Annotated in this window: 12 protein-coding genes and 2 riboswitches; of the genes, 3 read left to right on the forward strand and 9 right to left on the reverse strand. The window is 46.1% G+C overall.

What is annotated here, in order from left to right:
• Positions 1-13: 13 nt before the first annotated feature.
• The 8 genes from ACTNEN_RS07540 to ACTNEN_RS07575 all read right to left on the reverse strand — a co-directional run bounded on the left by ACTNEN_RS07540 (position 14) and on the right by ACTNEN_RS07575 (position 9,674).
• Positions 14-1,693 carry a GspE/PulE family protein gene (locus ACTNEN_RS07540; protein ID WP_441205544.1) on the reverse strand — a complete coding sequence of 560 codons (1,680 nt, stop codon included), beginning with the start codon at positions 1,691-1,693 and terminating at the stop codon, positions 14-16.
• A gap of 14 nt (positions 1,694-1,707) precedes the next feature.
• Positions 1,708-2,889: a M20 metallopeptidase family protein gene (locus ACTNEN_RS07545; RefSeq protein WP_441205546.1), complete on the reverse strand. Its 1,182-nt coding sequence runs from the start codon at positions 2,887-2,889 to the stop codon at positions 1,708-1,710.
• An 83-nt stretch (positions 2,890-2,972) separates the two neighbouring features.
• Positions 2,973-3,974 carry a transporter substrate-binding domain-containing protein gene (locus ACTNEN_RS07550; protein WP_441205548.1) on the reverse strand — a complete coding sequence of 334 codons (1,002 nt, stop codon included), beginning with the start codon at positions 3,972-3,974 and terminating at the stop codon, positions 2,973-2,975.
• Positions 3,975-4,213: 239 nt separating this feature from the next.
• A complete protein-coding gene (locus ACTNEN_RS07555; RefSeq protein WP_441205549.1) occupies positions 4,214-4,705 on the reverse strand; it encodes a hypothetical protein in 492 nt (163 codons plus the stop codon).
• An 11-nt stretch (positions 4,706-4,716) separates the two neighbouring features.
• On the reverse strand, positions 4,717-5,985 hold the full coding sequence (locus ACTNEN_RS07560; RefSeq protein WP_441205550.1) for an AfsR/SARP family transcriptional regulator: 1,269 nt from the start codon (positions 5,983-5,985) through the stop codon (positions 4,717-4,719).
• Positions 5,986-6,225: 240 nt separating this feature from the next.
• Entirely contained in the window at positions 6,226-6,666 is a 441-nt protein-coding gene (locus ACTNEN_RS07565) for a CAP domain-containing protein (RefSeq protein ID WP_441205551.1), read from the reverse strand.
• Between the two features lie 86 nt (positions 6,667-6,752).
• Positions 6,753-6,827: riboswitch (cyclic di-GMP riboswitch) on the reverse strand.
• Positions 6,828-6,999: 172 nt separating this feature from the next.
• Positions 7,000-7,073, reverse strand: a riboswitch (cyclic di-GMP riboswitch).
• Positions 7,074-7,443: 370 nt separating this feature from the next.
• The gene (locus tag ACTNEN_RS07570) at positions 7,444-8,661 is read right to left on the reverse strand and encodes a PLP-dependent aminotransferase family protein (protein ID WP_441205552.1); all 1,218 of its coding nucleotides are present in this window, start codon (positions 8,659-8,661) and stop codon (positions 7,444-7,446) included.
• A 158-nt stretch (positions 8,662-8,819) separates the two neighbouring features.
• A complete protein-coding gene (locus tag ACTNEN_RS07575; protein WP_441205554.1) occupies positions 8,820-9,674 on the reverse strand; it encodes a class B sortase in 855 nt (284 codons plus the stop codon).
• A gap of 384 nt (positions 9,675-10,058) precedes the next feature.
• Here ACTNEN_RS07575 and ACTNEN_RS07580 point away from each other — a divergent pair, with 384 nt between their 5' ends.
• Positions 10,059-10,229, forward strand: a complete 171-nt coding sequence (locus ACTNEN_RS07580; protein WP_441205556.1) for a DUF362 domain-containing protein — start codon at positions 10,059-10,061, stop codon at positions 10,227-10,229.
• Between the two features lie 177 nt (positions 10,230-10,406).
• Positions 10,407-11,657 carry a sigma-70 family RNA polymerase sigma factor gene (locus ACTNEN_RS07585; protein ID WP_441205558.1) on the forward strand — a complete coding sequence of 417 codons (1,251 nt, stop codon included), beginning with the start codon at positions 10,407-10,409 and terminating at the stop codon, positions 11,655-11,657.
• A gap of 265 nt (positions 11,658-11,922) precedes the next feature.
• Here ACTNEN_RS07585 and ACTNEN_RS07590 read toward each other — a convergent pair whose 3' ends face one another.
• Positions 11,923-12,360, reverse strand: coding sequence for a hypothetical protein (locus ACTNEN_RS07590; protein WP_441205559.1), 438 nt, complete (start codon positions 12,358-12,360; stop codon positions 11,923-11,925).
• Positions 12,361-12,596: 236 nt separating this feature from the next.
• On the opposite strand from ACTNEN_RS07590, the gene ACTNEN_RS07595 reads away from it, so the two are divergent.
• Positions 12,597-13,001: a hypothetical protein gene (locus tag ACTNEN_RS07595; RefSeq protein ID WP_441205560.1), complete on the forward strand. Its 405-nt coding sequence runs from the start codon at positions 12,597-12,599 to the stop codon at positions 12,999-13,001.
• Positions 13,002-13,050: the final 49 nt, after the last annotated feature.

Here is a 13,050-nt window from a genome sequence, read left to right on the forward strand (position 1 = left end):
GTCCACTCCGCTCTCAGATTTCCGTCAGGGTCCTTGCGACCTCTTCCACCGTGGTGATGCCTTCCTCCACCAGCCGCTCTGCGTTTTGCAGCATCGTGACGTATCCGGTTTCTCTCGCAAGCTTCCGGAACTCCTGCTTATCCGCGCCATTTGTGATGCAGCTTCGGAGTGCGTCATTCATCAAAAGTACCTCAAAATTACCGATTCTGCCACGGTATCCGGTATGGAAGCAATGATCACAGCCTCTGCCATGGTAATAGATCCTGCCCGGGCGATCTGTGAGTCCCGCCGCACGGATCGTTTCCGTATCCGGCTGATATGGTTCCTTGCAGTTCACGCAGATTCTGCGGAGGAGCCGCTGGGAAATGATTCCCCTAAGACCTGCCGAGATCAGATACGGCGGTACCCCCATGTCCTTAAGACGGTCTATCGCCGAAACTGCGTCCTCCGTGTGAATGGTGGTGATCACGAGATGTCCGGTCAGGGCGGCACGCATGGCAATCTCCGCCGTTTCCCCATCACGGATTTCTCCCACAGCGATGATATCTGGATCCTGACGGAGGATTGCCCGGAGACCGGAAGCAAAGGTGAGCCCGACCTTTTCATTGATCTGCACCTGGGTTGCTCCCTGGATGTTATACTCCACCGGATCCTCCAACGTGATCAGATTGGTATGCTCCGAGAGCAGCTCTTGGATCAAGGTATACATCGTAGAGGATTTACCGGAGCCGGTAGGTCCTACGATCATGATTACGCCCGATGTAAGCTTCATCAGCTTGTCGATCTTGGGATCCTCGGACTCCGGTAGCCCGATGCCCCGGCGGTTCAGCTTGTCCCCATCTCTTTTTAGGAGACGGATTACAATTTTTTCACCATAAATCGTCGGAAGCGTTGAAACACGAAGGTCAATATCCTGCCCCTTGATGCGAAGCCTTGCACGTCCGTCCTGCGGCACTCGTTTCTCTACGATATCGAGTTTTGACATGATTTTTAAGCGGCTGAGCACTGCATCCTGCAGATTTCTCGGTATTGTCAGAATTTTCTGGAGACGGCCGTCAATTCTCATCCGGATATTCATATCTCCCTCTGTCGGTTCCCAGTGGATATCCGAAGCATTCTCCGTAAATGCCCGCTCTATGATGGAGTTCACAAGCCGGATCGTTGGTGCGCTTTCCTCCCCGATGTCCTCTGCTGCGCTGCTCTGCACCTCATCATCGGTGATTCCGGCTTCCGTCCGCATCTGTGCCATCGCCTCCGCAGCACCTTCATTGCCATACAGCGTATTGATGGCATGCTCCACCGCACTCTGCGACGCAATCATCGGTACAATCCGTTTCCGGGAGAGCCTGCCTGCCTGCTCCTGCGCGACAAAGTTCATGGGATCTGCCATTGCAAGAAAGAGCGAGTCTCTCGAAACTCTGACAGGTACAATCAGCTCGCTTTTGGCAAGATTTTTGGGGATATATTTTGCCATTTCCGGATCGATATCGATCTTGGTTAAATCTATATAATCTATGCCAAGCTGCATGCGCAGCGCATCGATGAGCTGCGCCTCGGTAATGAACTTGTATTTCACAAGGATCGAGCCGAGACGATCTCCATCCTGTTTTTGCAGCTTCAGTGCCTCTGTAAGCTGTTCCTCGGAGATCAGTCCCATCTCCACCAGCATATCACCCAGTCGTTTCGTTTTCATGATATTACTTCCTGTTAAGACCTTCCCTTTGGCTCCTTGCCGTAATCCATAACATATTGCACAAAGTACTCTACGCCCAGCTTCAGAACGGACTCGTCAATGTCAAAGTACGGACTATGCTGCGGATATCTCCCGGCAGGATCATGGACACCACCTCCCAGAAGCAGAAAACACTTCGGATTTGTATATTTAGCAAAATCCTCTCCAGCCATCTGCAGTGGATACTGGATTACATGCTCCTTACCAAATATCTTTGCCGCCGCACTCTCTGCCAGCTTTGTCGGAGCTTCATCATTGACTGTCACCGGCGGACCCCAATGATAGTCCAGCCGGATTTTTGTCCTCGTTGCTTCTGCCACGCCATCCAGCACACGCTTCATGATGTCCGGATAGCTGTTTCTTAACGTATTATCAAAGGCGCGCGTAGTGCCGCTGAGATGTGCCGTACCGGGGATTACATTGGATGTAGTTCCGGCATGGAAGGAAGTCACACTTATCACTGCCGGCTTCAGCGGATCAATCTCCCTCGCTACGATCCGGTTCAGATTTTCTACAACCTCGATCCCTGCAGCAATCGGATCAATGCTTCCGTCCGGATGTGCGCCGTGTCCTCCCTTGCCCTCGATATAAATGTCAAAGGTATCCGCGGAAGCCATGACCGGACCAAAGCGAAGCGATGCATAGCCGGCCTCTATCTCCGCCCAGATATGGAGACCGATCAAGGTCTCACACTCCTTTACCAACGGCTCATCCTTCATATAATACGCGCCGCTGTCCTCGATGCTCTCTTCCGCCGGCTGAAAAATAAGCCGCACTGTATCCTTAAGCTCGTCCCTATGCTTCGCGAGCACCTTGGCTGTACCCATAAGGATCGTAATATGCGCATCATGTCCGCAGGCATGCATCGTACCCAGATTCTGGGATTTGTAGACGCATGTACCCTGCTCCTCAATCGGTAACGCATCAATATCCGCGCGGATCCCTATGACGCGGTTCCCGGAATTTTTGCCCTTGATCGTGGCAATGACCCCAGTGCGGACCGCCTCCACATACGGAATCCCAAGCTCGTCAAGCCACGCCTCGATTTTTTTCTGTGTATTGTGTTCCTCCCAGGAGCGTTCCGGATGCTCATGGAAATACCGGCGCATCGAAACAAGCTCTGCTTCCAGATCCTCTGTTACTTTTTTTATATCCATAGAACCACCTCAGATATAAGCAGAAGTTATAATTCCTATTAATCTACTAGGTCTTTTATCATATCACCCACTTTAGATCCCTGTCAATCTTGATAGCGCTTAAGGATTTCGCTGTACTCCCCGCTGTCTTTTAGTTTCTTGAGTCCCCGGTTCAATTTCTCAAGCAAGCCTGCATTCTGCCCTTTATCTACTGCGAATGCAAGCTCCACGGATGTTTCAAGGTCCTCGCAGATTTTAAGCCCCATAAGCTCCCCTTGTCTCATCTGATAGGAAACTGCTGTTTTTTCTTCTATAAAGGCGTCCGCTTCCCCGTCCCGGATTGCTTCCGCCATCGAAGGGAGTTCCTGCAGAGTATTGATCGTAAATCCATATCTTTCACGGTTTTTTTCCGCCCACTCGGCAGCGACCGTTCCTTCCCGGACGGCAACGGTTTTATTCAGCAGACTTTGCACTCCTGTAATTTCTTCCGCCGTACCATCTGAATAGACGTCCGGTATCGACTCTTCCGGCAGTATGCCGTTACTGTCTGTTTCAGGTTTCCAGCCCCGGTCTCCAATCACAAGGCACAGGCTGCCCTCTGCATAAGAGTCCGAAAAATTAAGCTTCTCGGCCCGCTCCGGTGTAAATGCCACAGCAAGTGCCGCATCCGAGCCACCGGAAATGACAGACGGCAGAATTGCGGAAAAATCCATCGGAACGATTTCATAGCTTATGTTCTGCTCTGCCGCAATCGTTTGCAGGATCTCGACAGACATCCCCCGGAACCGACAATTCTCTTCACTGCTCTTCTCATTTTCCTCGGAAAACGGTGCAAAAGCCTTGTCAGCAGCAAAGCGGTACTGGATATCCTCAGATGCTTCTCTGGTTTGATCTCCTGTGTCTGCAGGCAGGTGCTGGTATGCGTTTTCCGGTATGAGGTCTTGTGCACTTCCTGGAAAGCCCGCATTTGTACTCTCCTGGATATGATCCGGTGTATGTCCCTGTGTATTTTCCGCGGTACTTACTGTCGCCGCGGCTTCTGTTTCCGCCGGGTGATACTTCGGACTCTGGCAGGAGGTCAGCGCCATCATGAGCAGTATAGGCAAGATGCATTTGCGTGTAAGGCGCCTTGTAAAAAGAGGCTGCCTACCGCACTTGTATATAAATTTTTGTCTCATATCTTTTAAGCCATTTCCATTTCTCTTAAAGGATTATTTTGACATTATACTTCTACTTGCCATAAAACGCACTCAAAAAAAGACAGGCTCTGCACCTGTCTCTAATATATCGTGTTTTAGTATTTAGTATGCACGTCCTCATGCATCTTATTAAGGTACAGCTTCTATTAAGCTTCATGCAGATCGGCATCCAGAATCTTAACCAGCTCCAGTACACTGTTAAAAGCTTCAATCCTGTCTCTTTCCACTAAGTGAACCTGTCCCTGCCAGGTGGCATGTTGACGGAACTTAACCTTTATGATATAGGTTCCTATCCTGCCCGGATGCTCCAGGAGATCATATTGCTTAAGTCCGGAAGCATAGTCCGGAAGCCGCTGTCTCCTGAATTCATGCTCCAATTCACGCTCCGGAGGCATAGTGGAAGCATCTGTTTGATTGCGATTTCCCCTAAAGCTCCTGTCGATACTGGCAGACTGCGGATAATCCCAAAGATCAAACTGGCTGTCCATCTGCTGGATCAAATCCATGACGGAATGAAACTGCCGCGGCTCACGATCATAGAGCGTATAAAGACGACCGCTGAAATCTCTCCCCTCACAATGGTCCACAGCCGCACTCATCACATTGATTCCGTACAGTCTGTTGGCTGCTTTTGTCATATATACCTTCCTTAATCCGCCTTGATGATACCCGGTATCTCCGCTACAGAAACGATGCGGTACTCCATCTCCGCACTATCTCCTGCCTCGAGCTTGAAATTCCGGTTGATCCTGCGGGCAATGGAATCAAAATTTTCCTCTTTTACACCGATTAGTAATGCAAGGATCTGTGCGTCCGAGTATTTTGTAAATACATCTCCCTGCCTGAGCGAGCGATACATTGCCCGTTTCAGTCCTGGAAAACGATGTTTCAGCTTCTCTTTGTTCTGGATCGCCTCGCCCTTATAATCTACGATCGTGCAAAGCATCATATAAATGCTTACGCCTCGCCGTTCCATATTTCTTCTTAAGATATTATAAATGGCAGTGAAAATATGATAAGAGCAGAAATATGCCCCCGGAAGCTTATCGAGTTTTTCTGCCTCTACGGCATCCTGATCCTGCTGGAAAATCAGGCTCTGAATGTCGGATATATTGTCTGTGTTATCTCTCAGAGCGCTCTCAATACTATGATGTGCCTCGCGCAGCCGTTCACTTACGGAAATACCCAGCTTCTCCCTGTAATATGCTACCGTCTGATCATACAGGCGGTAGGCGGCCTGCAGGTCCTTTTTCCATACAAGTGCTTCAATCATCCCTGCCTGCCAGTCCTCATCAGGGTAAATATTGCTCGCAGACTGATAGATCCGGTACATATCGTCGTATCTTTTATGCTTTTTATAATCCTCGGCAAGCCATACGATGCAGCGGTTATATAGCTCCTTTAATGTAAGGCTCTCGGTAATAACCCACATTTCCGTAGAGTTCCTTGGCAGCAGCTCTCCTGCATAAAGTGCAAATGCCTCCTCATACAGTGCCCGCTTATGGTCTACAACATCTGCTGCCTCCGCGCTTTCCGGCTGTAATAGCTCCGCCTGCTGACAAAGCTCTTGAAACTGTACCGCATCCACAGTAAGCTCCGGACCGGGCTCCGGCAGGATAATGCTGTTTTCCGAGACAAGATACTTCTCTCCGGGAAATCCCACTGCAGCAAGCTTCTTTCTCGCCTGATACAAAAGATTATAGAAGCTGTTTCCCTCATCTGACAAGTCACGATAGCCCAGAATATTGCCAAGAATTTCTGTCTTGGAAACGCCTCGTTTCTGATTCAGCCACACAAACTGCAAAAGGCGGATATAGTTGGCGCTGGCAGCATGACCGAAACCAATGGTCCGCCCATTGACCTTGACTGAAAATCCTCCAAGCATGTGTATCTCTACATGGTCCGGCTTTTCCCCCATAATATCTCTCCCCTTAAAAGCGCAATTGCAATCCCCTTTTTGCATGCACTGCGTCATTCTTTATACCATATTAATGCATGTTGTATAATATTGCAAAGGTTTTTAGAGATTTTTACCAAATTTCTCAATATTAAAAGGCAGTCTGCATAGCCTTCCCTTGCAAACTGCCTTATTTTTAGTTATTTTTGTTTATTATGTTATGGTTTTTATGTCTTTGCTACAAGCCCATGATCCGGATGCTTAATAACAGAACTCCTCTGCCCAATAGGTAACGCCATTCATTTCATAGGATGAAATTGCCACCTTAGTGAAATCTGCCTTAAGGATGTTAGCCTTGTGCGCAGGAGATGCCATCCATGCATTTACAACGGCATCTGCTGTGGCATAATTCTCTGCAAGATTCTCGCCATACACCACATCCGGATTCACTGTGTACCATGCACTACCATCTGGTCTTGTATGTGAGAATTTCCGCGTGATCTCCTCAGCTCTCTCATCTGCCGCGCTCTGCAGAGCTGCATCACCGGTGCTAAGAGGATTAAGACCTGCTGCGATACGGATCTGATTGATCTTGGAAACTGCTGCTTCGGTCTGTGCATTGGTAGAGGCAAAGGCTGTCATGCTGAAAAGTGATGCAAGAACTAATGTTAATACAACGAATCTTCTGATTAAGTTTCTCATTTCTTCTCTCCTCCTGTGCCATAGGGAAGAGGAGATGTGATCCAAGAAACATATCTCAGAAGGGATAGAATCCTTTTCTGATCCATGAGTGCAACTGGCTGACATTTTCAGTCCCTATAGCTTTGCGTCACCGGATTTCTCCGGTTTTGCTAAATATGAATTTGATAAAAAAATTTGACACTGTGGAAGCACAGTGCCAGTCAACCTGAATCTTCGCTGAATTAATTTTCTAAACGGATAGAGAATTAATCTCCGGATAAAAGCGCCTTCTTTCCGAAGCTTTCGGAACATTTCACTACTCTCTGAAATGTGAAACTCGCTTTTACTTTTGAAGATTGCAACTGGCTGCCATTTAAGGCCCTATAGCTTTGCGTCGCCGAATTTCTCCGGTTTTGCCCATCAAACTCCAGGTTTCAAGTCTGATGGTAAAGAATAGCATCGGAATGAATTCCCTTCTTTACTTCTCTTCTACTCTTTACGATTTTTATTATATCATTAATATTTTAAATTTCAATAGTCATATAGCATTTCATAAAAAATTGTGTCGATCGTGCCGAGATATGTCCCCATCTCCAAAACTTTTTTAAAAATGTGGTCAAAAAAGAGGCTGCTGCCGACGACTGATATGCTTCCAATTCATGGGATTCAGAAGTATGAGTCCCATGAATTGGATAATGCATAACTGTACGTTAGTAACAGCCTTACTTACGTAAAACGATGGCTTCCATTTGTTCCGTCCGGCGTATCCGCTTTGCATTGGAAGCTACATTTGCATACTTACTGGACGCTATGATTCTGGATCCAGTCATACGTCAGTTTACCGAGGATATCAATACCCTTCACAATTTTTTCATCCGATGGAGAGGAGTAGTTCAGACGGAATCCATTGGAGATCCCTGCAGGATCTGCCAGGAATGCAGATCCCGGCACCAGAAGCACGCCCTTGTTAATGGCTTCTCTTACAAACGGATATGCATCCATGCCCTCCGGTAGAAACGCCATGACAAACAGACCACCCTCCGGCGTGCTGAATTTCACATCCGGATGAAATTTAATCTTCATCTGCTCGAGCATAAGGGAAGCCTTGTGGCGATAGACGTTTCGTGAAGTCTCAAGGTGCGCATTCCAGTCATACTTTGTCATATATTCATTGCAGATGTACTGAAACAGCACGTTGGAGTGAACATCTGTGCACTGCTTGGCAACTGTAATCGGGTTTATCAGTGACTTGTCAAAAACCAGGAAACCAATCCGGAAGGCAGGTGCCATGGTTTTGGAGAAGCTTCCGCAGTACAGAACCCGACCATCCGTATCCATGGACTTGATGGTCGGAACATTGCTCCCGGCAAATCTCAACTCGCCGTAGGGGTTATCCTCCAGGATCATAATGTCATATTTCTGACAGATCCGGTATACTTCCTTCCGCTTGGCAAGTACCGTTGTGATATCTGTCGGATTTTGGAAGGATGGAATGGTGTAGAGGAAACGAACTTTCTCTCCCGATGCCGCGAGACGCGCAAGAGTACTCTCCAATGCTTCCGTATCCATACCATCCATCTGCATCGGGATACCGACAAGCTTGGCGCCATAAGAACGGAAGGTATTAAGACAGCCAACAAATGCAGGCTCCTCCGTGAGCACCACGTCGCCTTCATTCACAAGCACCTTTGTCGTAAGGTCTGCGCCCTGCTGACCTCCGGAAACAATAAACAGCTCGTTTTTTCCAAAATCAAAGCCTTCCTTCTCGGCAAGATAACGCTTCAGCGTATCCCGGAGCGGTGTATAGCCTTCCGTCAGACCATACTGCAGCACAGAGATCGGGTCATTGGTCAAAACCTCCGCCGCAATCTCCTCTATTTCCTTTACCGGAAATGTTTCAGCGGAGGGATTGCCGCCACCAAAGGATATCATATTGGGATCCGCACCGAGCTTAAACAGTTCACGAATCATCGAACCATGCAGAGAAGCCATCTTGTTTGAAATTTCTGGTGCCATATTTATCTGTTCCTTTCCATACCATCAGCTATTGAGATGATCATTTTGAGTATATCCTTATTATACCGCTGGATACTTACAGGGCGGTATATCAAATTATGGAATATGAGCTATGTCCTTAAGAATTGCAGCGCATGCATCCTCTGTGAATGCATAGTTCACGAAGTATACGCAATGCTCTCTACCAGTGCCGCGTGCACTACAAATCTCTGATTGCCATCCGTCCGCCCGGTACAGGTGGACAGCGTAATCAGCTTAGGATGCTGTGTAAAGTCCACTGCGCTTTGATCAAAGGTTTTATAGGATGAGTTCCGGAGAATCATCTTGACATACTGCTCATATCCCTGGTCTCCGTCAAAATCATTATAGACCTCACTCCCATCCACCGTCTGATAAAAAGAAAATATCCTGTATTTCCGGACTTCATCCTTTAAATAAATATAGATATAGGGATCGGAATCCACAAGTCCGGACTTAGTCGCAAAATGCTTTAATTTCCCAAACATAGAACCGTTTTTCATATTATGCCCAAAGATAAAGGTATTGGCATCGTTAAAATCTCTCACCGCATTGGCGTCCAAAAAAATGGAACCTGCAAAGTTGTTTCTATTCTCAAAGGTGCGGTGTAGATAGTTGGCATTATCCACGCTGTATACAACCGGATATTTAATGCTTAAAGCGGGAATGTCTATGACGCCAACAAAATCGTCGTTGATAGATTTCAGCTTATCGTAATCTATGCTGAGATACTGATACGGTGGTTTAACATATTCCGTGCTCTCCAGTACAGAAGTTTCCTCTGTCTCATCTGACATAGAGCTTTCCTGTGCGGAAGCTTGATCCTGGGCTTCCGTCATGTACTCCTGCAATACGGCATACTCGGAATCCGCTTCACGGTATGCCATAAAATCACGGAGAAATAAAAAGCCAAAAACACCGATCGCCACAATCAATACAACCGGGATCATATAAAAGAGGAAAGACCCTTTCCGTTTATTTTTATCTTTTTCCATATTGTTACTTCCTGACAGACACTATTTCATGTCCAATGTATTTTAAATTAAGTATATACGATTCTATTCATTTTTACAAAACGAAAGCCGAATCCATTTGCTCTCCTGACATAAAATTTCAAGCCTCTGTTGATATTATTTTTTTCCGCTGCGGTAGTATAAGTGATTGGTCCAAAGGGGCTCTGTTTTTTGCAATGTAAAAAACATGTTTTGCGTTATATATGCCTAACCAATTCCTAGTTTCCAGCAAGGAATTAATTTTCAGAAAAAATACAATTTTCGAAAATTATTGCTATTGTTTAATGCGTAAATTTGAGATACAATAAGCTCACGATGTACATGAGTACATAAACACTTAAGTATAGTTCAGAGGAGGAACTTTATATGGCACATACAATTAGTGATGATTGCATCAGCTGTGGATCCTGCGCTTCTACTTGTCCTGTTGGCGCTATTTCTGAGGGCGAGACCAAGTACGTTGTAGATGCTGATACCTGCATCGATTGCGGCGCTTGTGAGGAGGCTTGCCCAACCGGAGCTATCACAGCTGCATAAATTTTAAAAATCCAAAGAGCCGATCTCGGTCAGGAGATCGGCTCTTTTTATTTGCCTCTGAATTTTTTTATACAGCAGTGCTCTTTTTCATTACATTTTTCAGTTGATATATTTGACAGAACAGTTTATGATAATTGAGCTTTCAGACATGTATTGTTTTATTTTATATGGAAATAAATGAGTAATAACACTAAAAAAGTTCTTGATCCCACTTCATTTAACGGCATTCTTGCAGGTCTCACAAAGCTTGCCAACAACTCTCATAATGTTGTTTCCCTGGATGAGTTTCAGCAGGCTTTTGCAGACTATGATGTTACAGATGAACAGTTTAACAACATTCGTGCGTTTCTTGAAATGAAAGGCATCAGCATCAGCGACACACTCAAAAGCCGTCCGCTTGCAAAGCCTGCCGCTGCTACCAAAACCTCCGCGCCTCAAGCCTCTTCTGCTTTGCAAAATCAGGAGGATGACATGCCTATGGATGAAGATCTTATGGAAGAGGAGGAGGACGAGGATAACTATGACGATAATCTTTCTGACGAAGATCGCGAAGTCCGGAATCTTAACCTAGACTCTATCGCATCCTTATCAGAAATCAGCACTGATGATCCGGTCCGTATTTATCTTAAGGAAATCGGCACCATACCGCTCCTTACGCCTGAGCAGGAATATGATCTTGCAACCAAAAGCAAGAACGGTGACATGAATGCCAAACGGCGCCTGATCGAAGCCAATCTCCGCCTGGTCGTATCTGTTGCTAAAAGATACACCGGACGTGGCATGAGCTTCCTGGATCTTGTCCAGGAGGGAAATCTCGGTCTCATGAAGGGTGTTGATAAGTTTGATCCGGATAAAGGATTTAAGCTCTCGACCTATGCCACATGGTGGATTCGCCAGTCTATCACGAGAGGGCTTGCAGACCAGGCACGTACGATCCGTGTTCCTGTACACATGGTTGAACTGATCAATAAAGTAAACCGCGCTTCCCGTAAGCTGTCTCTTGAGCTCGGACATGAGCCAAGTCTTGAGGAGCTCTCACAGGCGCTGGATATCCCGGTGGACCGTCTGCAGGAAATTCATGACATCGCTAAGGATCCTGCTTCCCTTGACAGTAAGGTCGGAGATGAAGAGGATACGAGCCTCGGTGATTTTGTGGCCGATGACAAAATCGGTACACCGGAGCAGGCAGCATCCAATACCATGATGCGTGAGGAAATCGACAAGGTTCTCAACGATCTCAAGGATCGTGAACGGGAAGTTTTGATCCTGCGTTATGGTTTGCAGGACGGTAAGGAACGCACACTGGAGGAAGTCGGTCAGATTTTTGGTGTTACAAGAGAGCGTATCCGTCAGATTGAGTCCAAGGCTCTTAAAAAATTGAATCTTCCTAAATACAGCAATTCTCTGAGAGGATTTCTGGAGGATTGATTTATAGGAAGATGAATCTGTAATAATTTATTGGCACATAATTCGGGGCTGTAAAAATAAAAATAGAAATAAAATAGCATCTTAAGCTAAAAAGAAGAAGTCTACATTAAAAGCCTGAAAAAACTTGTCCTGCAGAAAATACGTTTCCACCTGACCGTATAAAACGGGAAGCTGAAGCTATCTACAGGGCAAGTTTTTGATTGCACATTTTTGATTGAATCTACTTTTAGTATGCAATTTTATTGTTACCGTGTGAATTTTCACTTTAATCCTGAAGCGCTGTTTCGATTTCTCCAATTCTACGCTCAATTTCATCCACCTGCACATTGAGGGATTCTGCCTGATTCCGGATCGTTTCATATTGCTGGCAGGTAGTTTTAAGTAGTTCATCATCCAGGCAGAAGACTCCCAGAGTAAAGCTATACGGATATTTAAACTTTTTTTCTCCCGATGCAAAGCTCAAAACTGCATAGCCCTTGTCACAGGATTTCACCTGACCATCTCCATACTTCACATGTCTGAAATGTCTGCCTGTAATGTCCGGCAGCGTCGGAACGCTCATCTCTACTTTACTTTTCTGCTCTCTGAGATCATCCACTTGATCTCTAAGCTTCAGAACCTCCTGCAGCAGTGCATCTCTTTTTTCACGTTCACGTTTGCTGAGCTTTGGTGCCCTCGGTGCTTCAGATTTTGAACCACTCATACAACCTCCTTATCTGATCCTAAAATCTATTTTCACCTTTATTATAACCTAATTCCGGCTTTAAAGACTCCCCTAAAACAGATTTTAAGCCTTTTCTTATGTACAAAATATTTCTTCCTTTAACGTTATTTTGGTGACATTTTATTTTATCAAGCTTATAATAGAACTAAGAAATCGTTGTACAGTACGAGCGTGATGGTCTTACAAAAGCTTACAAAGAATATGGAGGGACACGTATGAGGAAGCTTACACACAATGAAATTATTGAGTTAAGAGCCTGCAAGTATATGGATAATCCAAGACAAGAGCTTTACACAAGGCTGGAGAGGTTCTATGCAGATGATCCTGAGGCATTGAAGGAATTTAAGGAGCTGCAGGAGCTTGCCAAGGAGGTGGAATTTCTGCCCAATACCGATGATACCAATTCCAAGGTTTCTCAGGCTTACAGCCAGTCCAATCATGTATATTTTGAACGTATGCGTGACATGCTGCTCTCTCTCGGATATACCCCGGAAGCAGCCGAGGAAGATGAGGGGAAACGTCGGTCTGTATGGGAGCTGGTCGGCGAGGTGCTCAACAACTATGACAAGACTCTCAAGGTTAAGGGTCCCGGATGGAGCACCATGGGCAACAGGAAGTAAGAATCGCATAACACCCCATAGCCACATAAGGACTATGGGGTGTTGCAAT

This window comes from Oribacterium sp. HCP28S3_H8, assembly GCF_052064775.1.
GTDB lineage: Bacteria > Bacillota > Clostridia > Lachnospirales > Lachnospiraceae > Oribacterium.

Bases quoted from the DNA above. Each gene is read 5' to 3' on its own strand.
- ACTNEN_RS07540 (WP_441205544.1), bottom strand. From the start codon at position 1,693: ATGAAAACGAAACGACTGGGTGATATGCTGGTGGAGATGGGACTGATC.
- ACTNEN_RS07545 (WP_441205546.1), bottom strand. From the start codon at position 2,889: ATGGATATAAAAAAAGTAACAGAGGATCTGGAAGCAGAGCTTGTTTCG.
- ACTNEN_RS07555 (WP_441205549.1), bottom strand. From the start codon at position 4,705: ATGACAAAAGCAGCCAACAGACTGTACGGAATCAATGTGATGAGTGCG.
- ACTNEN_RS07560 (WP_441205550.1), bottom strand. From the start codon at position 5,985: ATGGGGGAAAAGCCGGACCATGTAGAGATACACATGCTTGGAGGATTT.
- ACTNEN_RS07565 (WP_441205551.1), bottom strand. From the start codon at position 6,666: ATGAGAAACTTAATCAGAAGATTCGTTGTATTAACATTAGTTCTTGCA.
- ACTNEN_RS07570 (WP_441205552.1), bottom strand. From the start codon at position 8,661: ATGGCACCAGAAATTTCAAACAAGATGGCTTCTCTGCATGGTTCGATG.
- ACTNEN_RS07575 (WP_441205554.1), bottom strand. From the start codon at position 9,674: ATGGAAAAAGATAAAAATAAACGGAAAGGGTCTTTCCTCTTTTATATG.
- ACTNEN_RS07580 (WP_441205556.1), top strand. From the start codon at position 10,059: ATGGCACATACAATTAGTGATGATTGCATCAGCTGTGGATCCTGCGCT.
- ACTNEN_RS07585 (WP_441205558.1), top strand. From the start codon at position 10,407: ATGAGTAATAACACTAAAAAAGTTCTTGATCCCACTTCATTTAACGGC.
- ACTNEN_RS07590 (WP_441205559.1), bottom strand. From the start codon at position 12,360: ATGAGTGGTTCAAAATCTGAAGCACCGAGGGCACCAAAGCTCAGCAAA.
- ACTNEN_RS07595 (WP_441205560.1), top strand. From the start codon at position 12,597: ATGAGGAAGCTTACACACAATGAAATTATTGAGTTAAGAGCCTGCAAG.